We start from the raw sequence: 19,136 nt of genomic DNA, 5'->3' as shown, positions 1-19,136 counted from the left end.
TTAGTCATTAGTCATTAGTCATTAGTCATTAGTCATTAGTCATTAGTCATTAGTCATTAGTCATTAGTCATTAGTTGGTTGTTGGTTATTGGTTCCTATTTGTTGGTAATAATAACCAATAATATCGTTTCCCGTTGCATTGGAATTATATATTTCTATCTATCGACGAGAGTGCAAGCGTCCTCGATCGCTATTTAGGTAGCGATCTAGGACGCTCGCACTCTAATAATTCCGATGCTACCGGATTTGATATAACCAATTCCCCATGCCCCATGCCCCATGCCCCATTCCCAATCTAAAATATCTAAAATCCCATGACTGATTGGTTAGAACATAGCGTACAAGTAGAAGTGGCAATTCCTATCGAATTAGCGTGGGAACTTTGGTCGGATTTAGAACAAATGCCGCGCTGGATGAAGTGGATAGACTCTGTTCGCATTCTTGAAGATAACCCAGAATTATCTCGTTGGAAACTCGCAACGGGCGGGTTAGAATTTAGCTGGCTTTCTCGGATTCTGAAATTAGTGCCGAATCAGATAATTCAGTGGGAATCGGTAGACGGTTTGCCGAATCGGGGTGCGGTGCGATTTTACGATCGCAAAAACAGCAGCATAGTCAAACTGACAGTGGCCTATGGAGTTCCCGGTTGGCTGGCAAAATTGATGGACAATTCATTTCTAGCGCGAGTTGTTGAATCGACTATTCAGGCTGACTTGGAAAGATTTAAAGAATATGCTCTGAATGTTAAAGCGAAAGCTTAAATTCTGAGGACTGAAGTCCAAACGATCGAGCCAGTTTGATGTTCGGACTTCAGTCCTTTAATTTTAATTTGTAACGCCATAGCCGAGATGTCTTGTACCTCAGTATCATAGAAATATGCTGCTGATAGCTTCCCGGTTCAGTTATGAGTTATTGCCTAAACCCCGCCTGTCAAAAACCGCAAAATGCCGATCGCACCCAATATTGCCTGAGTTGCGGCTCCAAACTGTTACTCAGAGAGCGTTACCGCGCCATCAAACCCCTCGGGCGCGGCGGTTTCGGTCGCACTTTTTTAGCAATAGACCAAGACAAACCCTCAAAACCGCGCTGTGCAATCAAACAGTTTTTCCCCCTATCCCAAGGAACCAGCAGCAGCGAGAAAGCAGCAGAATTATTCAACCGAGAAGCCGTGCGGCTGGACGAATTGGGGCAACACCCACAAATTCCCGAATTGCTGGCGCACTTTCAACAGGAACGCTATCAGTATTTAGTGCAGGAATTTATAGAAGGTGAGAATTTACAGCAAGAATTAGTGCGAAATGGGCCTTTGGGCACCAATCAAATTTTGAGTTTGCTGAATGATTTATTACCAGTATTGCAGTTCGTGCACTCGCGCAGTGTCATTCACCGAGATATTAAACCGCCCAATATTATCCGCCGCCGTCTTTCTCAAACTCCAATAAATTATAGTTACCCCACATTAACCGGGGAATTAGTTTTAGTTGATTTTGGCGCCGCCAAACTTGTGGAAGGTTTGAGAGAAACCGGTACAGTAATCGGTTCGCCGGAATTCGTCGCGCCGGAACAAATTAGAGGCCAAGCAGTTTATGCCAGCGATTTTTACAGTTTGGGTGTTACTTGCATTTATTTGCTGACTCAAGTATCTCCTTTTGATTTGTTCGATATCAATCAGGATGTTTGGGTTTGGCGAGATTTTTTGAAGGTTCAAATCCCTCCGAAATTAAGCCGCATTCTGGACAAAATGATCGAGTCGAGTCTCAGTCGCCGCTACAAATCTGTAGCTGAGATTCTCCAAGATTTGCAGCCGCAGCAGTCGCCTCCACAGGTTCCCCCGACTCCCGCGCCAATAGCAATTCCAGTGCCACAGACTGCGCCTGCTGTGCAGAATACGGTGCCGCCAACGGTTGCAGGCACGATTATACCTGTGCCCCGGAAGCAGCGGGTTTTGCCGACCCGCGCGCCTACTTGGAGGTGCGTTCATACTCTGGTAGGGCATTCTAATGCTGTCACGTCGGTAGCTTTCAGTCCTGATGGGGCGACTTTGGCTAGCGGGAGTGAGGATAAGACGATTGAGATTTGGAAGTTGGAGGCGGGTAAGCGCTGGTACACTCTCACGGGTCATTCTGACTGGGTGACTTGTGTGGCGTTTAGTCCTGATGGTGCGACTTTGGCTAGCGGTGGTCGGGATAAGACGATTCAAATTTGGGATTTGAATAAGGGTAAGTGGTGGTACGCTTTGCGCGGTCATGAGGATCGGGTTTATGCTGTGGCGTTCAGTCGCGACGGTCAGGTTTTGGCTAGTGGTAGTCGGGACAAGACTGTGCAGTTATGGAATTTGAATAGGGGTAGGCCGATGTCGGTTTTGACTGGTCACGCTGGTGGGGTGGAGGCGGTGGCTTTTAGTCCTGCTGGGGAGTTTTTGGCTAGTGGTAGTCGGGATAAGACTGTGCAGTTATGGGATTGGCGCAATGGTCGATCGATCTGTACTTTAGCAGAGCACGGGGATTGGGTGCGGGCGATCGCCTTTGCTGGAACCCCCTCCAGCTCTTTTGCCGGTCAGACCCCCCCCAGCCCCCCCTTGGTAAGGGGGGGAGTTGGAGAAGGATCGGTTTTGGTTAGTGGGAGTCGGGACGGTACGGCGAAGCTGTGGCGGGTGGATGCAGGGGGGGAAGGTACGCTGTTGCGGAGTATGAGGGACAATTCTGGGGATGTTTTGTGTGTGGCGTTTAGCCCGGATGGTGGGGTTTTGGCGACGGGGAGTCGGGATGGTTCGATTTATTTGTGGGATGTGGCGACGGGGGGTTTGCTGGAACTTCTGACTGGGCACGAGGGGGAGGTTTTGTCGGTGGCGTTTAGTGCTGATGGGGGGTGTTTGGCTAGCGGTGGGGGCGATCGAACTGTGAAGATTTGGCGGGGAATTGGGTTGTAGGGGCGATCGAACGGGATGCAGAAACCGGGTTTTTTGCGGAAAATATTTGCTTGCAGCCCTTGATATTGGTGAAAAACCGGGTTTCTTGGGCGGGAGTCGATAAATTTTTGAATATTTATGCTTGACAGGCGATCGAATGTTGTGCTAATTTATTAATTCGTGAGGACGCATAGCTCAGTTGGTTAGAGCACTACGTTGACATCGTAGGGGTCACTGGTTCGAGTCCAGTTGTGTCCATAGCTTTCTAAACTTTATAGCTAGGTTATTAACTCTGCTTTAGAGAGAAGGAAATGGATTTAGAAACATTACTCGATCGCATAAACCTTGGAGAAGACCAAGACATTGAATTTAAGTCTGCTGACGGTGGTTTTCCCAAAAGCAGTTGGGAAACAGTATCAGCATTTGCTAATACAGATGGCGGCTATATTGTTCTTGGGGTTAAAGAAACTCGCACAGGGTTTGAGGTTTCAGGTGTCCGCAATCCTAATATTTTAATTCAAGAGTTTTGGAATAATCATAATAATTCGCAAAAACTCAACTTCCCAATTTGTGGCAATTCTGACTTGCAAACTTTGAAGATAGAAGCTCATAATTTAGTTGTCATTAAAGTTCCCAGAGCAACAAGAACCCAACGCCCGGTTTTTATTAACAATAATCCCATGATTGGGACATATAAGCGCAATCATCAGGGGGATTACCGCTGCACTGATGCTGAAGTTCGCCAAATGCTGCGCGATGCCAATGATGCACCTCAAGATATCCAAATTTTAGAAGGTTTCGACCTTAGCGATATCGATGCAGAAACATTAAAATCCTTTCGTCAACGGTTTAGCTCTAGAGAACCGGATCATCCTTGGTTGGCATTAGACGATTTGGACTTGTTGCGTCAGTTAGGAGGATGGAGTCGCGATCGCAGCACGGGTAAAGAAGGGTTAACTATTGCTGGTTTGTTGATGTTTGGTCGGGAACGAAGCATTTTAGATGCACTGCCTCACTACCAACTTGATTATCAGGAGCAACTTTCTGGCTATCCAGAAACACGGTGGACTTACAGACTAACACTTGATGGCAAGTGGGAACCTAATTTATTTAACTTCTACTATCGCGTTTATACTCGTTTAGTTAATGATTTAGATGTTCCTTTTCAACTAGACAAAGATGCCGTGCGTCGTGGCGAAACTCATGTGCACGAAGCATTGCGAGAGGCTTTAGTCAACACTCTTATTCATGCAGATCATCAATCAACTCGCCCTTTAATAATTACTAAGTACAAAAATGGTTTTTCGTTTTCTAATCCGGGTCGTCTGAGAATTTCTCTTCAGCAGCTTTACGAAGGTGGCGTTAGCGATCCTCGCAACCCTAATTTGCAAAAAATGTTTCAAATGCTAGGCTTAGGAGAAAAAGCAGGATCTGGCTTTGGAAAGATGATCCGCGCTTGGATAGAGCAGCAATGGTTTCCTTTGGTATCAGAGAACTTAGAGTTAGAGATGACTTTGGTTGCTTTACCAATGGTGAGCATGATTCCCGAAAATGTCGAACAAGAATTAAGGGAAATCGTGGGAGATGACTATTGCGAACTGACAGAATTAGAGCGCATTATTTTGATATTGGCGCATCAATCAGGAGCAATTAGCAATGCTGACATTCAGTGTTACAGCCGAGAACACCCTAGAGATATAGGGGAATGTCTCAAGCGATTCGTCAATAATGGTTGGTTAGAACGCTCTGGTCGGGGGCGTGGAACTCTGTATGCTCTACCAAATAAAGGTGAATCGAATTTGCTTTCACTGCTTCCTAGCTCCGAACATTACGAGCCTAGCTCCGAACATTACGAGCCTAGCTCCGAACATTACGAGCCTAGCTCCGAACATTACGAGGATCTGCGAAAAATTGCTGCACCAATTCGCGACAAAGGTCGCACCAGCAAAGAGCTTGTCGAGCAGGTTATTTTAGAGATTTGCTCCGAACATTACTTACAACTCCGAACATTAGCTGATTTATTGGGTCGTGCGCCAAATAGTGTCAGGAACCACTATGTAAATCCGATGTTAAAACAAGGCTTATTAGAGGCACGGTATCCTAACGAACCAACTCATCCTCAGCAAGCATACAGAACTTTATTGTCTCAAGAAATCAACAAGATTTCTGATACTCAGCCATCTTCTTAAACCCCAGAATAAATCGTTGACACCAACCATCAGCCCACAAGGCCGGAATCTTAAACCTCGCCGCACAGTTGGGATATTTCGATCGCACTTTTAACCAATTTCGATACTAATGCCGTAAGCGAAGCAGACCGAAGGTATCGCCCCCGTACATCCCCAAATCAACCCAACATCCTGTGAAATCCCGATCGCCCACTTGATCGGGGACACGGCACCGTGCCGCGCCCGAGATCCGTAGATTACTTGCGGCAACCTTCGGCGATCGCCATTAACACAGCTTTACGCACTTCAGGATGCGATTTCTCCAGCCCGTTAGCCCGAAAAATCCAGTGTCCGCCGCCCGCGTGCTCGATCGCAATCTTTTGTCCGTCAGGCAAAACAATTTGCCACCAATTCAACACAGTGGCTTTAATCAGTTGGCACTGAATCTCGCTTAATTGAGCCTCCATCAGCTTCAGTTGACGCATGATAGGATTTTGGGCTGAGGATTTCATTATTTTTCTCCTTAAATAAATTGGACTGTTTCTCTGCTAAAATTTCAGTTCTCTGATTTTTCAACTTATTTTCACTTTCTGAACTTTTCGCCTTAATTTCACTTTCTGAACTTTTCGCATTAACTTCCCTTTTAGCACCTTTCGGCTCAATTTTACCTCCAAAACCTTTAGATTTAACTTTACCTTTAGCTGCCGTTGCAGACTGTTCCGCTGCCGGCTTCTTAAATTCCGCGTCCAACTGGTCTAAAATCTCCTCTTGTTCGGGAGTGTGTTCCGCCGGCTGCTCTAGGTTTCTAGGGTTATATTCGTCAACCAACCTCGCCAAAAATTCCGAAACTGACATTCCCGCAGCGGCCGCCTTTTTGGTTAAAAGGTCATAGGTATCGGTTTTGATGCGAATTTGCTTGAGCCGGAGGTTGGGATTGTTGTCAACAGTTTCGGCAATAGTTACTGCGGTAATCCTTTCTTTGGGGATGACATCCACCACTTCTTGCCACTTTTCCTCTAAAGCACAGTCACCGTACTGGTCTGTAACTGCGTGTTTGAACAAAGGCACAACTTGAGCGACACAGCTTGGCAAAATCTCAAATCCGGCTTTGATTAAGCGCAGGCAAATGCCAGCAGATTTGATGATTTGCGTGCAGTAAAAATACTGTCTGCCTAATGCTTGTTCGCAGTAACTTTTAAAAGTTTTGAATTTGTGTTTGTACAATCGCAGTTTTCTGATCGCGTCCAGCATGATTCCTTGCCGCACGTAGTCTAGAAATCCCCTTTTAATTTCCCCTGTCAGGTAGTCTAAATCGTGAAACGGAGATTGATTTTGGATTTCTTCTTCAAAGTCTAGCAGCGGGCCTGCAAAGTGAAAGTTGGAGGCGATATCGCCTAGGTAGAAGTTTTCGGTAGATGTGGTCACGATCGGGAATGGGTGGAGAAATGGAACGATAACACGGAAGTTGTGCGATCGTAAAGTGGAAGTTTTGGTCGGGTTCTTTGATACAATTTTGAGTTGGGTTGTGCTGTAGGTCGATCGACCTTTTACATGGCACCACCTCCGGGCACGTTGAGCAAAAGAGACTTGAGGTATGGGCCCAAGCCCCAAAATACGTTTGGGGCGGTTATTCAAAGCTGCCTGTTTTGAATGTTCGGCTCGTCCGGTCGCCTTTTGTGATGTCAGTTATTTACAACTTTAGTTAAATAATTATAGATTGTCAAGTAAAGTTGTATAACTTTAGTGTTAATGAATCAAGATATAGACTATCTCAAACCAGAAACTATTCAAGAAGCTATCCAATTGGCTGAAGCTACTCAGGAACAACTAGCCCGAAACCTAGGAGTTTCTCTAAATACAGTGAATTCCTGGGTTAATTGTCGGAAAATGCCACGGGCGGACAATTTTTTCGCCCTATGCCGGGAGTTAAAGCTTTCGCCCAAAACCGTCGCTAGATTGCTAGGCATTGAGATCTCCAACATCCCTGACGATATGCCTTCGGTAAAATCGCCCTCGCGATCGGACAACTAACCCGCAGGGGTTCGCCAATCTCTAGGGAAAGAAGCTGGAGTCGCACACCCAAGCCAGGAAAATACGCTTGGGTATGCAGGCACAATTGGTAGAAACTACAAATAAGGCGGTTCTTCAAACCTGCATTTTGACCTTTGAGGCTCGCCCGGCCGCCTTTGCTTTGCCTGTCTACATGAAGTGTACTTCATATTTCAGTAGAAGTCAAGAGGTTCACTTCATGAAACAAGCTTCATGTATTATGGAAGAAAATTCGCAAGAAAAAGAGAAGTCTCCATTAAGGCTTCTCAGAGAACAAGCTGGGCTAACCCGCCCTCAAGTCAAACAACATATCGGCGTTTCTGAGCGGATGCAAGCTGACTGGGAATCAGGAAAGTCCATGCCAACTGTTGAAAACGTTGCTGCACTGGCTAACCTGTACCAAGTTTCTCTAAAAACTATGTTTGAGCTTTTAGGATTAGACGTAACTAAAATTCCCGATGACTTACCAAGTCGATCGCCCTCGGGCCAGGAGAAGTAAGAGCTACATATAGGTTGTCTGCCATAGGAGAGGCGAGGGCGATCGCCCCAGTCATCCCTCAATCAGTAATTTTCCCTCTCAGAGCCTTAATCTGCCCCCGCTTGGTTTTGCTGTCGAGACGCTTGCGCTGGGAGGAGCGAGTCGCTTTGCTGGGTTTGCGCCTTTTCGGGATGACGATCGCACTTTTAATCAATTCTTGCAGCCGCCTCAAAGCCTCCTCCCGGTTTTGTTCCTGGCTGCGGTGTTCCTGCGCTTTGATGACAATCACGCCTTCGGAGGTGATTCGCCCATCGTTGATTTGCAACAAACGCTGCTTGTAGCGATCGGGCAATGAGGAAGCTGGGATATCAAAGCGCAAGTGAATAGCACTCGCCACCTTATTGACATTTTGCCCACCTGCGCCTTGAGAGCGAATGGCGCTAATCTCGATTTCGCGATCTGGAATGAACACAGTATTAGAAATTTGTAACATGATGAATAAGTGAAATTAAAGATACTGAGAAAGCAGTGCATCTTTTATATATAACTTACTGTAGTTAGGGAACAGGATATTACCCACAATCTGGACGCGGCAGTGCCGTGTCCCTACAATTAATCGGGGTAGGGAAACGGCACTGCCGTGTCCTCTCCGTTGCTATTTTTTGACTAACAGTAAACAGTCAACAATTCCGGGATGAGTGCAACCGGAATTGATATTATTTAAAATTCTTAGCTATCAGGATGAGTTCGATTAGTTTTTTTCTATCCCATAACTCTACGTCGTTAGATTTAGCAAGTTTGCAAGCATTTTGTGTAAATCTGTTGTTGGTGATTACTAGGGCTTTATTTCCTTTGTAATATCTGACCGCTCCTGCTACTTCTTGAACTGCTTTAATACCAACTGGTCTTTGGGTTCTTTTTGCTTGAACCACCGTTTTTGAGCCATCTTTGTACAAAATTAGATCTGCTCCATAATCTTGACTGTCTTGAGTTAAATTAACAATATAACCACAGTTTATAAAATGGACATCAAGAAATCTTTCAAACTCTTTTCCAGTCATTTTATCCACTTCTAAAATGCCACTGTCTAATAAACGTTTGTTTTCCTCTTCTTCTTTTAATGTATCAAAAACCAAGGCTGCAATATCACCGATAACGGCAGCGGATCTCACTAGAAAAGGCTTCATGAAATTCAACTTATTTTAAAGAGATGTCTATCATTGTATCAGATTTACTCATCTGGAGAATATATGATGATGAAAAGGGCTTTTGGTACATCGAAACTCCAAGTCGAGTCTTACCAAGGGCTGCTATATTACAAAGTGGCGAGATTGTTCGTATAGACGAGCTAGAAAACTATGACGAAACCGCATGATATCAGAAGAGAGCAAGACCGCAGATTAGGAGAATTAATGGCGATCCTCTTCGAGGGCTTCGCTAACGCACGTCAGCGATTGATCGATGCAGGCGGCGATCCTCGACACCCGCCATCAGGTTTAAAAGGCGACGATTACATGACAGACGCAGAAAGACAAGAAGCACTGACGATCGCCCGATCGCTCTTTAACGACGAATATATTAAAACCTATCTCGAAAACAAACGTCAAAACAATTTGCAACCCCAGATCAATTAGTAAGGTGCGCCGAAACGCACCCTACAAAAATTAATTAATCAGTAGTACCGGTTTGCAGCGACTCTTTAGCAGCCTGCGTCCACTCAGAGTGGAAGAACTCACCGCGCGGTTTGTCGGTGCGCTCGTAGGTGTGAGCCCCAAAATAATCGCGCTGAGCTTGGGTCAGATTTTGCGGTAATCTTTCGCGCCGGTAGCTATCGAAATAGTCCAGCGACGCGCTGAAGGCCGGTACAGCAATCCCCAGCAGGCTAGCCGTAGACAACACCTCGCGCCAAGCTGTTTGGCGATCGAGAATGGTCTGTTTGAACTCCGGCGCTAACAGCAAATTCGGCAGCGCGGGATCGTCCTTGAAAGCTGTTTTAATCTTGTCCAAAAAGCCAGCGCGAATGATACAGCCACCTTTCCAAATTCGGGAAATTTCGCTCAAACTCAAGTCGTAATTGTACGACTTCGAGGCCGCGCTCAACAGTGCCATTCCTTGCGCGTAGGAACAAATCTTCGAGCAGTAAAGGGCATCCCGAACTTTGTTCACAAACTCCTTAGTATCGCCTTCATACTTGCCGCTAGGCCCGGTTAGTTCTTGGGAAGCTTTGACGCGCTCTGCCTTATAAGAAGACATGATTCTGGCATTCACAGCAGCAATAATTGTCGGAATGCTCACGCCCAATTCCAAAGCACTCATGACAGTCCAGCGGCCCGTGCCTTTTTGACCGGCCGCGTCCATAATTACCTCAACTAAGGGATGCTTAGTTTCGGGGTCAATGTACTTGAAAATATTCGCGGTAATTTCAATCAAAAACGAGTTGAGTTCGTCGGTGGTATTCCATTCGGCAAATACTTCCTGCAACTGCTGACCGTTCAGTCCCGCCACGTTTTTGAGCAAATCGTAGGCTTCGGCAATGAGCTGCATATCCCCGTACTCAATGCCGTTGTGCACCATCTTCACGTAGTGACCGGCACCACCGGGGCCGATGAATGTGACGCAGGGGCCGTCATCTACTTGAGCTGCTATTTTTGTGAGAATTGGCTCTAGGATGCCGTAAGCGGCGTGGGTGCCGCCGGGCATCAGGCTAGCACCGTTGAGCGCGCCTTCTTCGCCGCCGCTGATGCCCATGCCGACAAATCCCAGTCCGGCTGCTTCTAAATCTTTGGTGCGGCGTTCGGTGTCGTCGTAGAGGGAGTTTCCGCCGTCAATGATCATGTCCCCCGGTGACAGCATGGGTTTGAGCTGGTCGATAACCGCATCTACGGCTTTCCCAGCTTGCACCATGACTAAGATGCGGCGCGGGGTTTCTAGGACATCGACGAATTCTGTCAGAGTCTTGGCGGCTACTATGTTTTTGCCGGGGGCGCGTTTGGCCATGAATTCGTCGGTTTTAGCTGTTGTGCGGTTGTATACAGCTACGGAGAAGCCTCTGCTTTCGACGTTGAGGGCTAGGTTTTCGCCCATTACGGCTAGACCGATTAAACCAAAATTTTGCTTTGTCATGCTAATAACCCGCTAGTTTCGCTTGAGGTTTGATTTGAGATAGAGGAAAGCGAGGCGGGGTGTACCGCTTTCCGGTGGACTAAAGTATTGGACAATAGACCGAGGAGGTTTAGGTTTATTTTTATATTGTCAGAATTGCTGTTTGGTAAATCAGTAGGGTTTTTTTAAGATTTAAGGGATATTAAAGAGATCGGCGAGTGATAATAAGGCAGGTATTATGCCGATCGCAGTAGCAGTAGATACAAACAAGCGCACATTTTGAGGAAAATTTAGGAGACTTTTGTAACTATGGAAGATTTGCAGTATCTGGCGGCCTGGGTGAAGGAGCAACACGCTCGCGAGTATATTTTAACTTGGCTGCTGAGTCAACAGGGACTGTGGTGGTCTGATGGCGATATTTATCAGGCGGTTTTGCAAAAGTCGGGAAAGCTTTTGAAAGCGTATGTTCAAAAAAGGCAAGCTGGAGAGTTATTTGAGGGAATTTCTGAGAAGTTGGTGGGAGATGAGAATTGGGATGATTTGGTGGTGAGTTTGGGGCGAATTGTTGCTGTGTATCAAGAGGAATTGCTGAAGTTGCAAGAACGGGACAGGCGCGGGGACGGGGTAAAAAAAAAGTTGATTAGCGAACCGTTGACTGGTAATTCTTTGTCGGTTTTGGAGGTGCAGCAAGCTTTGCCAGATCCTTATGCTGATACGCTGACTGGGAGGTAATTGGCGATGGCTTACGCCCCGCTACGCTACGACTTTTCGGAGGCACAATAATCTCATAAACCGGGTTTCTTTCTATATCTCTCGTACTCAACTGCAAATTGTCGCAGAAACCTGGTTTATCGCTATTTTTCCTAATCTTAGAAACCGGGTTTCTTTCTATATCTCTCGTAGTCAACTGCAAATTGTCGCAGAAACCCGGTTTCTCGCTACGCAGCGATTGAAGTGCGATCGAGATTTAAGGATTGAGAATAGGTGTAAGATCGAGAACAAATCCGGGAAGTACGTCTTCACCCGAAAGTTTTGGCGGTTGGTCAAAAGAGAAATTAATTACTTCTGCTACATCTTCGGACAACCGATAGATTTCTACTAAAGGCGTTTGCGGGTCAATTAGCCAACCTAAGCGACAGCCATTAGTTCGATAATACCGCATTTTAGCCCGCAATGTTTCTAGGGAATCACTTGCAGAACGCAATTCAATTACAAAGTCCGGGCACAGGGGAGGAAATTTGCGCTTATTTTCTGCGGATAATGCTTCCCAACGTTCTAGGAGTACCCAAGCGGCATCTGGGGAACGCTTCGCACCGTTGGGTAATTGAAATATAGTGGAAGAGTCAAAGACTTTTCCCAATCGAGTTTGACGATTCCACAAACCGAGTCCCAGGTTGAGATCGGAATTTCTGATGCCGCTTTCGCCGCCTGTTGGAGGCATAATAATTAGTTCTCCTTCGGGGGTTTGTTCTAGTCGCCACTCTTCATTAGCAATGGACAATTGATAAAATTGTTCGTCTGTTAAAGCGACGGTGGCTGGTAGGTTGAGAGTTATAGTTTCCATCGTTGATATTATCGCCAACTAGGTTTATTTTATTATAGTCGATCGCACTTTCTGACAATTTTTTCAAAAAAGTGGCACATCCCAGAAACCTGGTTTCTGCCGATATCTCTGGTACTCAACTGCAAATTGTCGCAGAAACCCGGTTTCTCGCTACGCAGCGATGGAAGTGCGATCGTATTTCTGTCGCTTGGTGGGGGCGGGTTTATGTAGCTTGTCTGTTGGAGTTGGAGATAGTTGGTGAACCCGCCCCTACCGAAATTTTGTTTGTTTGATTCTAAATATAGCTGCTAGCTTGACGGGTGAACATTGAGCAGTAAATGCCGTTTGCTGCGATCAATTCGTTGTGGGTTCCGATTTCGGCTATTTTACCATTTTCCATGACGGCGATGCGATCGGCAATTTTGGCCAATCCCAATCTGTGGCTGATGACAATCGTTGTTTTACCGACGGCGATTTGGCGGAAGATGCTGTAAATTTCGTGTTCTGTCTTGGGGTCGAGGGCGGCGGTTGGTTCGTCAAAAATTAGGACTTCGGCTGTAGAAAGCCGCATGAGGGCGCGGGCGATCGCAATTCTTTGCCACTGTCCCCCGGATAAGTCGATACCGTCTTCTAATTGTTTCCCCAAGGGTGTTTCTAAACCTTTGTCTAAACTGTTGATTTTAGCGGAGATTCCTGATTCGGAAATTGCTTGATTAATTGCGGTGTCATCCGACAGGGAAAGCAAGTCGCCGAAACCGACGTTTTCGCGGACTGTGGAGGGGAAGCGGGCGTAATCTTGCATGACTACTGCTATGCGCGATCGCACGTATGATAGGGAGTACGATCGCAAATCTTGACCGTTCCAGGCGATCGTACCACTTGTCGGGTCGTACAGGCGGCCGAGGAGTTTGCCAAGAGTCGTTTTCCCCGCGCCATTTTCCCCAACAAGCACGAGCATTTCCCCCGGATTGATGGTTAAGTTGATATCTGTAATTGTGTTTTTAGTGCTACCGGGATAGCCAAAAGATAAATCCTTAATTTCGATGCCAATTTTATCTTTTCTCACCTCAACATCTTGGCTGCGATCCGGCAAGTTTGGCAAGCGAGATGCTACATTTACCAGCGGAGACTGCAATTCTGGCTTCAGATCCAATAGTTGAAAAATCGGACTGACACCGAGGCCAATATCGTACAAATTAGTGTAACTATTAATCAATAATTCTAAACTGTTTTCTACTTGGACGATCAAACCAGAATATAGGGCTAAATCTCCCAAAGTATAGCGCCCTCCCAAAGCTCCCATTACTACATAAACAAAAGGCAAAGCTACTCCTACTCTACTAAATATCGACCACAACAGTACAATAATTGATGCTTTTTTTCGGATGCCCTGCATCTCGCTAAAAAACTGCACGAACTGACTTTGCCAGCGTTTCAGCCAAAGTTCTTGCAACCCAAATAAACGCAATTCCTTAGCGTATTCTTCCCCTGTTAATACTCGTGATGACAAGTTCATTTCGCGACTAATTTTAGCTTGCTTTTTTTGAACTCTCCAGATGATTCTGGTATATTTTCTTTCGATGTAAATTGAGGGAAGTGATGAGATTAACATCAGCACGGGTACCCACCAGGCTATAGCAGCAGCAAGGCTGACAGATGGAATAAAAATAAAAATTCCGGTGATTGTCATGCTGATGCTGAATGCTAGTTGTTGTATTCGGGATACTCCGGTTTTTGCGAGTTCTACAATATTTAAGAGTTCTGGGTTTTCAAACAGGGCGATATCGTCGAAATTGGCGACTTTTTCCAGAACTTTTCCTTCAACTGCACCTTGAAGGCGATCGCGCAAAGATGTTACTGTAAAGGAACTCATTGTATCGATGGAATCGCTGACTAATTTGAGAGTTAAGACTCCGGCAATACTCCACAGCAATATTGGATGAGAAAGTATCAAAGCTAAGGGCTGTGCTGTTTTGGGTTGCGACAGCAAGCGAGAGACTTCATCAATGATTAATTTATCTAAAAATAGTACGCCAGATGGGGCTGCACCGCGAACGATGTTGAGTATTATTAAATTGCGGAGTTCTATTGGTGCGGCTTGTATTATCAGGCTTAGGCTGCGCCGCAAAGCTTGGAATGTGGTAATTTGGATGGGTTGCATTATTTGTGGGTAGGTGTCGGGTCTAGTCATCCCCGGACGGTATATTATAACTGTATTGATTAACCGCTTGCCAAGCACAGACAGGTCACTGTATTGGTCAATATAAGTAGGTGAAATTCAAAAAATATAATTCCGAAACACCGATCGATAAAATTTCTTCAAGCCCAGAATTAAATAAATATTAGGCAGGTAAAACTTTAGCTCGTTGTTTAAAGCTTTTGAAGTCTATTACTCGTGATTTTTTAGCAGCTTCCCAAATATCATTAACGATATCAATTAATGGAGGTATCACCAGTAAAACGTACTGACCTACCTCTTTATTTTTTTTGCCAGCAACTTTGACGGTTGTGGGTATTCGATCGCTAAAATCAGACCAGTCTTGCTTCATCCAAAAAACTTCATCTCCAACTACAACTAATTGCTTATCTCTCAGACTGTTGTCATAACCGCTTTCGTCTAAAAATTTGATAATTTTTCTGACGGTTTGTAAAGAAACATCTCTTCTTAAATGTTTAATTGCTCGAATTTCTAGTAACTGCTCCCAACTAAAAACTACAGTTGGTCTGCCATTATTTCCAAATCTCTCAGGAATAACTAAGCCTACTTTTTCTAAATAAGCCAGTCGGCTAGACGTGCAGCCTGCCAGATGTATTGTTTCTTGTCGTGTAAAGCCTGACATCTGGTTCATAGTGGTTTGCTTCCCCATTGCTTCCTGAAATTGTAGTTTTAACCTGCTGAGGCTAGAGCTTGTCTGGTATGGATGCTGTGCAACCTTAAAAAAGTATAACTTAATCCTCTTAAGTCTGGCTCATTAAAACATTGTTATACAAATTTGACTTTTTGTAGAACAACGTGTTATTATCGATCGTATTCAAAAAACTTTCGTAGTAGACATAACTTTGGTATGGCTGGCTCACCGGGACTTGATTATGTAGTTGAAACCGCAGAGCGAGTGTGGCAAATGCAGCCACACCGCAATGTGCGTATCCCGGTAGCCGGCAACGATCCTGTGGCTGTTAATGGTATATGGACAGATTATGGACTCCGCCCCAGCGCAACTAATCTGGCATTTATGGTTCAAGCTGTTCCGCCACAGGAGATGAATCAGTGGAAGCGGTGGCTGCGTGATTGGCCTTTTCGTGCAGGGCTGTTAGTCTCCGATGAGATGTATCTGCTTCAGTATTACGATCCATCTGGGAAGTCAGAGACACTGGAAATAGAACCTGAATCTCTGGCTGTAGAGCTTACTGCACCCAGAAGCCGCCTGTTTACACCAAAAGCATTAGCAGAGTTTCGTACTGGTCAGCTTTCATTGGCAGATTTGGAAGAATCAATTTCCGAAAATAGCTTCTCCTTTATACTTCGACAACGAGCCGAACTTGATAAAGCATTTCAAGAGGCAATTCGGGGGGCACTTGAAGAGATTGGTGTTCCAAATCAGCGAACACACCCACAAGGCTTTATCTCCTCTCGCGGAGAGATAGCAGGTCATGTAATCCGTGTGGCTATCGCATATTTGGCAGCAAGAATTTTAGAGGATAAAGGCTTTTTTGGTTCCGATTTGTTAATTCCAACCAACGATCCTCGAATTTTGCTTAACCGCACGGTATCTCGTGCAAATGGTTTTTTTAAGAAAGCCCTTGAGGAATCGATACCCCATTTAAGTGATAGAGTGTTGAAGCGTTTAGCTTCTAACTTGGGAATTCGAGTCAGCTTTGCGCTAGTCGATCATAAGGATGTTGGCCTGCTATACGAACGAGCTATCAAAGAATTGCCTCGCGATATTGGAGGCAGAGATTGGAGCGATTTACAAAGGCATTACACTCCAATCGCGATCGCTGAACGTATGCTTGAATTGCTTCCGTTGGAAAGGTTAAGACCAGAAGATCGAGTAATCTTCGATCCAGCTGCAGGTTCCGGTAGTCTCCTATTAGCTGCTACATCCCGGCTTGCAGGGATGTCTGATATTCCTGAAGATATCAATGAGCGAAACACCTATTTGGCACAGCACGTAGCGGGTAATGATTTAGACCAATATGCAGACTTGATAACACAACTCCGATACACTTTGGCAAGAGAGTCGCTAGGTGAGGCTGTGACATTTCCATTCCCCTACCACTTTTCTCATCAGGATTACAACAAACTAAATAGCGAAAACATGGGCATCAAACCGCGTGTTGTTGTTGCCAATCCTCCTTTTGCTGAAGATGGCAATACTCAACGTGCAGCAAAATTTATAGAAAGAGCTTTAAGTTGGTTAGAAGAAGAGGCTCAGTTTGCTTTTATCTTACCTCAGTCTTTTTTGACAGGTTCAACTCATGGCATACCAAATACACGTAGGTTGATAACTGAAAATTGCCAAATTTTTGAAGTATGGCAGTGTCCAGAAAAAGCTATTGGAATTGATGCAGAACAAGCTGTGTGCATTGTCTTAGGACAAGTAGGCAAACCAAAAATCATAATTCCTAGTGCAGCAAGAGCAGTATTTTCCAGAGGAAAAGATACTGTATCTAATATTTGTAATAATGGTTTCCTTGGCAATCAATGGATTACCCGACCAAATTCGGACAATTGGAAATTTTTTACGGCACCGCCTGTTTCCATGCAGATTCCTACAATAGCTTTAGGAAATCTTTTCTTTGTTTTTAATGGAGTAACTCCTAGTAAAAACTACAAACCAGTTAGTCAATGTCCACCAAATACTGAATGTAAGCTAAACTGGCGTATGAAGTGGCGGGATACAAATCGGATTTGGGCAGATCCAGACAGAGTTGGAGAAGAGGAACGCTGGATAAGATACGGTAAAGAATTTCTTCATACAGCAGTCCTAAATAATTCACACCTATTTGATTTACCAAAAATTCTTGTAGGTCGTAAAGTGAATCGAGGCTCTTTGTATCCTCTTGCGGCTCAATTAGATACTACAGGTCTTTGTCCTGATAATAATATATTTTGTGTTCTTCCTGCCAAACAAGCAGGAAAATCTACTCAAGCATTGGGAAGTCAACAATTTTTAAAAGAATGGAGCACATTAAGTTATCAAGAACAAAGATTATGGTTGTTGGGTATCCTAGCTTCTAAAATAGTCAATGCACTATCTTTAATTGGACGCAAAACACATGAAATAACAAGTGATGAGCTATGTAAACTTCTCTTACCTCAAAAAATAGACAGGCGAATCATTGATATTACTCGTCAAATCGTTGAACGAGATCAACAACGTCTTGAAATTCCTAAACCCGATGATCTACGCAGACAATTAGATGAAATTGTCGAAGAATCTTATGGAAACCCTCATTGGATAGAAATTAAACGAACTGGAGAACCCCCAGAATTAGAATTATGGAAATCCGAACGAACAAAGCCGACATTTATAGTGCGTGGTCAAGTTTTAGAAGTTTCTCAAGATAATAACCAAATTCATTTATATTTGAGTGGCTTATTAGATGACAATAGAGCAGACTGGATGCCAATTTTACCAGAAATGCCTGGGTGGGCGCTGGATGGTACAGTTTTTAAAGCTGAACTAAGTCAGGATGTAGAAACATTTCAAGAAATTGCCAAACGTCCTTGGGCTATTAGGCAATTTCGCCATACTCCTCGTCCTTATTTAACCGACGATGAGCTAATAGAAGAATTAGGGATAGAGGAGTAAAAGTAAATTTTATGACTTGTGAATTTGTTTTTTTACCAGTTGGCAATGCTGATAGCATAATTATCAATCCTGATGGCGGTTCAGCCGTTGTAATTGATCTGCATAAAATGCCTTTACTCCGTCAGTGGTTTCAAAATAAAAGAGAAACTAATATTAGTAGAATATATATTACCCACGAACATAATGACCATTTTCCATCAATAGATAGTTTAGTTACTTTTCTAGAAACTTGGTTAAAAACAGGAACGATAGGAAGCATTTGCCTTCCTTATGAAGTATATAAAAAAGCCAGAAAGAAAGTAGCTGATGGCAAAGGCAATGGACTACTTAGAGATGCTCTGCTACGTCTCAGAGATTGGGAAAAAAAGAATATTATCAATTTTATCGAAGTTACTCGCGGCTCAAATCCATATTCTCAAGATTCCTTAGAAATTCATGTTTTACATCCAGGGCTTTTATATGCTCAGGATCATCTTGCCAAGACTGGTGCTAAAGATAATGAAATATCAGTTGTCTTGCGTGTTACTTATGGCGATTTTGCAGCACTGCTACTTGCAGATATTGAAGGGGCTGGACTGAAGGAGTGTGTTGATAGTTCCATGCTCAGTCCTCTTGAATTTAGAGCTAACATCGTAAAAATTCCTCATCACGGAGCATGGCCTAAAAATGGGGACGATCTCAAGCAATTACTCGAAGCTATTGATGCAGAAATAGCAGTTTTATCAGTCGGTAGCACCAATAATTATGGTCATGTAGTTCCCGATCTATTTGATTTGCTATTACATCTAAAAAATGATACTTCTAAGCGATTGAAAAAATTTGCCTGTACCGAAGTTACTCGAACCTGCGTTAAATCAGCAAGCGAAAGGTCTGCGATGAAAAAATCTGGATTAGAGCAAAAATTCTGTGCTGGAGAAATTACGATTCTTGCCGAAACTTCTGGTGAATGGCAGCTTAAAACACAGACTGTTCACGAAGATATAATCTCATCGCTTCCACGCGCAGCCTGCCAGGGAAAGGCTGACTTGGGCATAATTTCTACTTAAGCTAAAAAGTTAATTTTAGTAAGTAC

Annotated in this window: 19 protein-coding genes and 1 tRNA gene; 12 read left to right on the top strand and 8 right to left on the bottom strand. The window is 44.4% G+C overall.

Annotation, left to right across the window (positions count from 1 at the left end):
* The first annotated feature begins 314 nt into the window (after positions 1–314).
* From QUA97_RS18205 to QUA97_RS18185, 5 genes are all read left to right on the top strand, one after another.
* Positions 315–761: an SRPBCC family protein gene (locus tag QUA97_RS18205; RefSeq protein WP_194013045.1), complete on the top strand. Its 447-nt coding sequence runs from the start codon at positions 315–317 to the stop codon at positions 759–761.
* Positions 762–904: 143 nt separating this feature from the next.
* On the top strand, positions 905–2,929 hold the full coding sequence (locus tag QUA97_RS18200; RefSeq protein WP_194068590.1) for a serine/threonine-protein kinase: 2,025 nt from the start codon (positions 905–907) through the stop codon (positions 2,927–2,929).
* On the top strand, positions 2,908–3,054 hold the full coding sequence (locus QUA97_RS18195; protein WP_194068588.1) for a hypothetical protein: 147 nt from the start codon (positions 2,908–2,910) through the stop codon (positions 3,052–3,054). Before QUA97_RS18200 ends, QUA97_RS18195 begins: the two co-directional genes overlap by 22 nt.
* 38 nt (positions 3,055–3,092) lie before the next feature.
* Positions 3,093–3,166 (top strand) — tRNA-Val (locus QUA97_RS18190).
* A 53-nt stretch (positions 3,167–3,219) separates the two neighbouring features.
* Positions 3,220–5,097, top strand: coding sequence for an RNA-binding domain-containing protein (locus QUA97_RS18185; RefSeq protein WP_194068587.1), 1,878 nt, complete (start codon positions 3,220–3,222; stop codon positions 5,095–5,097).
* 236 nt (positions 5,098–5,333) lie between these two features.
* Here QUA97_RS18185 and QUA97_RS18180 read toward each other — a convergent pair whose 3' ends face one another.
* Together QUA97_RS18180 and QUA97_RS18175 are read right to left on the bottom strand one after the other, a co-directional pair.
* On the bottom strand, positions 5,334–5,495 hold the full coding sequence (locus QUA97_RS18180) for a hypothetical protein (protein ID WP_228050116.1): 162 nt from the start codon (positions 5,493–5,495) through the stop codon (positions 5,334–5,336).
* A 7-nt stretch (positions 5,496–5,502) separates the two neighbouring features.
* The gene (locus QUA97_RS18175) at positions 5,503–6,501 is read right to left on the bottom strand and encodes a hypothetical protein (RefSeq protein ID WP_194013064.1); all 999 of its coding nucleotides are present in this window, start codon (positions 6,499–6,501) and stop codon (positions 5,503–5,505) included.
* A gap of 324 nt (positions 6,502–6,825) precedes the next feature.
* Between QUA97_RS18175 and QUA97_RS18170 the strand changes: the two genes are divergently transcribed.
* Both QUA97_RS18170 and QUA97_RS18165 read left to right on the top strand, forming a co-directional pair.
* On the top strand, positions 6,826–7,107 hold the full coding sequence (locus QUA97_RS18170; protein ID WP_194068585.1) for a helix-turn-helix domain-containing protein: 282 nt from the start codon (positions 6,826–6,828) through the stop codon (positions 7,105–7,107).
* A 73-nt stretch (positions 7,108–7,180) separates the two neighbouring features.
* A complete protein-coding gene (locus QUA97_RS18165) occupies positions 7,181–7,624 on the top strand; it encodes a helix-turn-helix domain-containing protein (RefSeq protein ID WP_228050115.1) in 444 nt (147 codons plus the stop codon).
* Between the two features lie 58 nt (positions 7,625–7,682).
* Here QUA97_RS18165 and arfB read toward each other — a convergent pair whose 3' ends face one another.
* Positions 7,683–8,096: an alternative ribosome rescue aminoacyl-tRNA hydrolase ArfB gene (arfB, locus tag QUA97_RS18160; RefSeq protein WP_194068583.1), complete on the bottom strand. Its 414-nt coding sequence runs from the start codon at positions 8,094–8,096 to the stop codon at positions 7,683–7,685.
* Between the two features lie 223 nt (positions 8,097–8,319).
* Positions 8,320–8,790 carry a restriction endonuclease gene (locus QUA97_RS18155; RefSeq protein ID WP_194068581.1) on the bottom strand — a complete coding sequence of 157 codons (471 nt, stop codon included), beginning with the start codon at positions 8,788–8,790 and terminating at the stop codon, positions 8,320–8,322.
* A gap of 171 nt (positions 8,791–8,961) precedes the next feature.
* Here QUA97_RS18155 and QUA97_RS18150 point away from each other — a divergent pair, with 171 nt between their 5' ends.
* Positions 8,962–9,237, top strand: coding sequence for a hypothetical protein (locus QUA97_RS18150; protein ID WP_333195465.1), 276 nt, complete (start codon positions 8,962–8,964; stop codon positions 9,235–9,237).
* Between the two features lie 34 nt (positions 9,238–9,271).
* On the opposite strand, the gene gnd is transcribed toward QUA97_RS18150, so the two are convergent.
* The gene (gnd, locus tag QUA97_RS18145; RefSeq protein ID WP_194068577.1) at positions 9,272–10,726 is read right to left on the bottom strand and encodes a decarboxylating NADP(+)-dependent phosphogluconate dehydrogenase; all 1,455 of its coding nucleotides are present in this window, start codon (positions 10,724–10,726) and stop codon (positions 9,272–9,274) included.
* Between the two features lie 288 nt (positions 10,727–11,014).
* On the opposite strand from gnd, the gene QUA97_RS18140 reads away from it, so the two are divergent.
* Positions 11,015–11,437 carry a hypothetical protein gene (locus QUA97_RS18140; RefSeq protein WP_333089901.1) on the top strand — a complete coding sequence of 141 codons (423 nt, stop codon included), beginning with the start codon at positions 11,015–11,017 and terminating at the stop codon, positions 11,435–11,437.
* A 235-nt stretch (positions 11,438–11,672) separates the two neighbouring features.
* Here the strand turns inward: QUA97_RS18140 and QUA97_RS18135 are convergent, their stop codons facing one another.
* Positions 11,673–12,269, bottom strand: a complete 597-nt coding sequence (locus QUA97_RS18135; protein WP_194068573.1) for a Uma2 family endonuclease — start codon at positions 12,267–12,269, stop codon at positions 11,673–11,675.
* Positions 12,270–12,340: 71 nt separating this feature from the next.
* Between QUA97_RS18135 and QUA97_RS18130 the strand changes: the two genes are divergently transcribed.
* Complete coding sequence (locus tag QUA97_RS18130) at positions 12,341–12,541, top strand: hypothetical protein (RefSeq protein WP_333195464.1); 201 nt, start codon at positions 12,341–12,343, stop codon at positions 12,539–12,541.
* 2 nt (positions 12,542–12,543) lie between these two features.
* On the opposite strand, the gene QUA97_RS18125 is transcribed toward QUA97_RS18130, so the two are convergent.
* The gene (locus tag QUA97_RS18125; protein ID WP_333195463.1) at positions 12,544–14,409 is read right to left on the bottom strand and encodes an ABC transporter ATP-binding protein; all 1,866 of its coding nucleotides are present in this window, start codon (positions 14,407–14,409) and stop codon (positions 12,544–12,546) included.
* Positions 14,410–14,590: 181 nt separating this feature from the next.
* Complete coding sequence (locus tag QUA97_RS18120) at positions 14,591–15,115, bottom strand: MerR family transcriptional regulator (RefSeq protein ID WP_333195461.1); 525 nt, start codon at positions 15,113–15,115, stop codon at positions 14,591–14,593.
* A gap of 255 nt (positions 15,116–15,370) precedes the next feature.
* Here QUA97_RS18120 and QUA97_RS18115 point away from each other — a divergent pair, with 255 nt between their 5' ends.
* Positions 15,371–18,064, top strand: coding sequence for an N-6 DNA methylase (locus tag QUA97_RS18115; RefSeq protein WP_333195459.1), 2,694 nt, complete (start codon positions 15,371–15,373; stop codon positions 18,062–18,064).
* Positions 18,065–18,075: 11 nt separating this feature from the next.
* Positions 18,076–19,110, top strand: coding sequence for a ComEC/Rec2 family competence protein (locus QUA97_RS18110; RefSeq protein ID WP_333195457.1), 1,035 nt, complete (start codon positions 18,076–18,078; stop codon positions 19,108–19,110).
* Positions 19,111–19,136 lie beyond the last annotated feature (26 nt).

This window comes from Microcoleus sp. CZ3-B2, from assembly GCF_036705055.1.
In the GTDB taxonomy this organism is placed as follows: domain Bacteria; phylum Cyanobacteriota; class Cyanobacteriia; order Cyanobacteriales; family Microcoleaceae; genus Microcoleus.
This window is presented reverse-complemented; position numbering and strand designations above follow the sequence as displayed.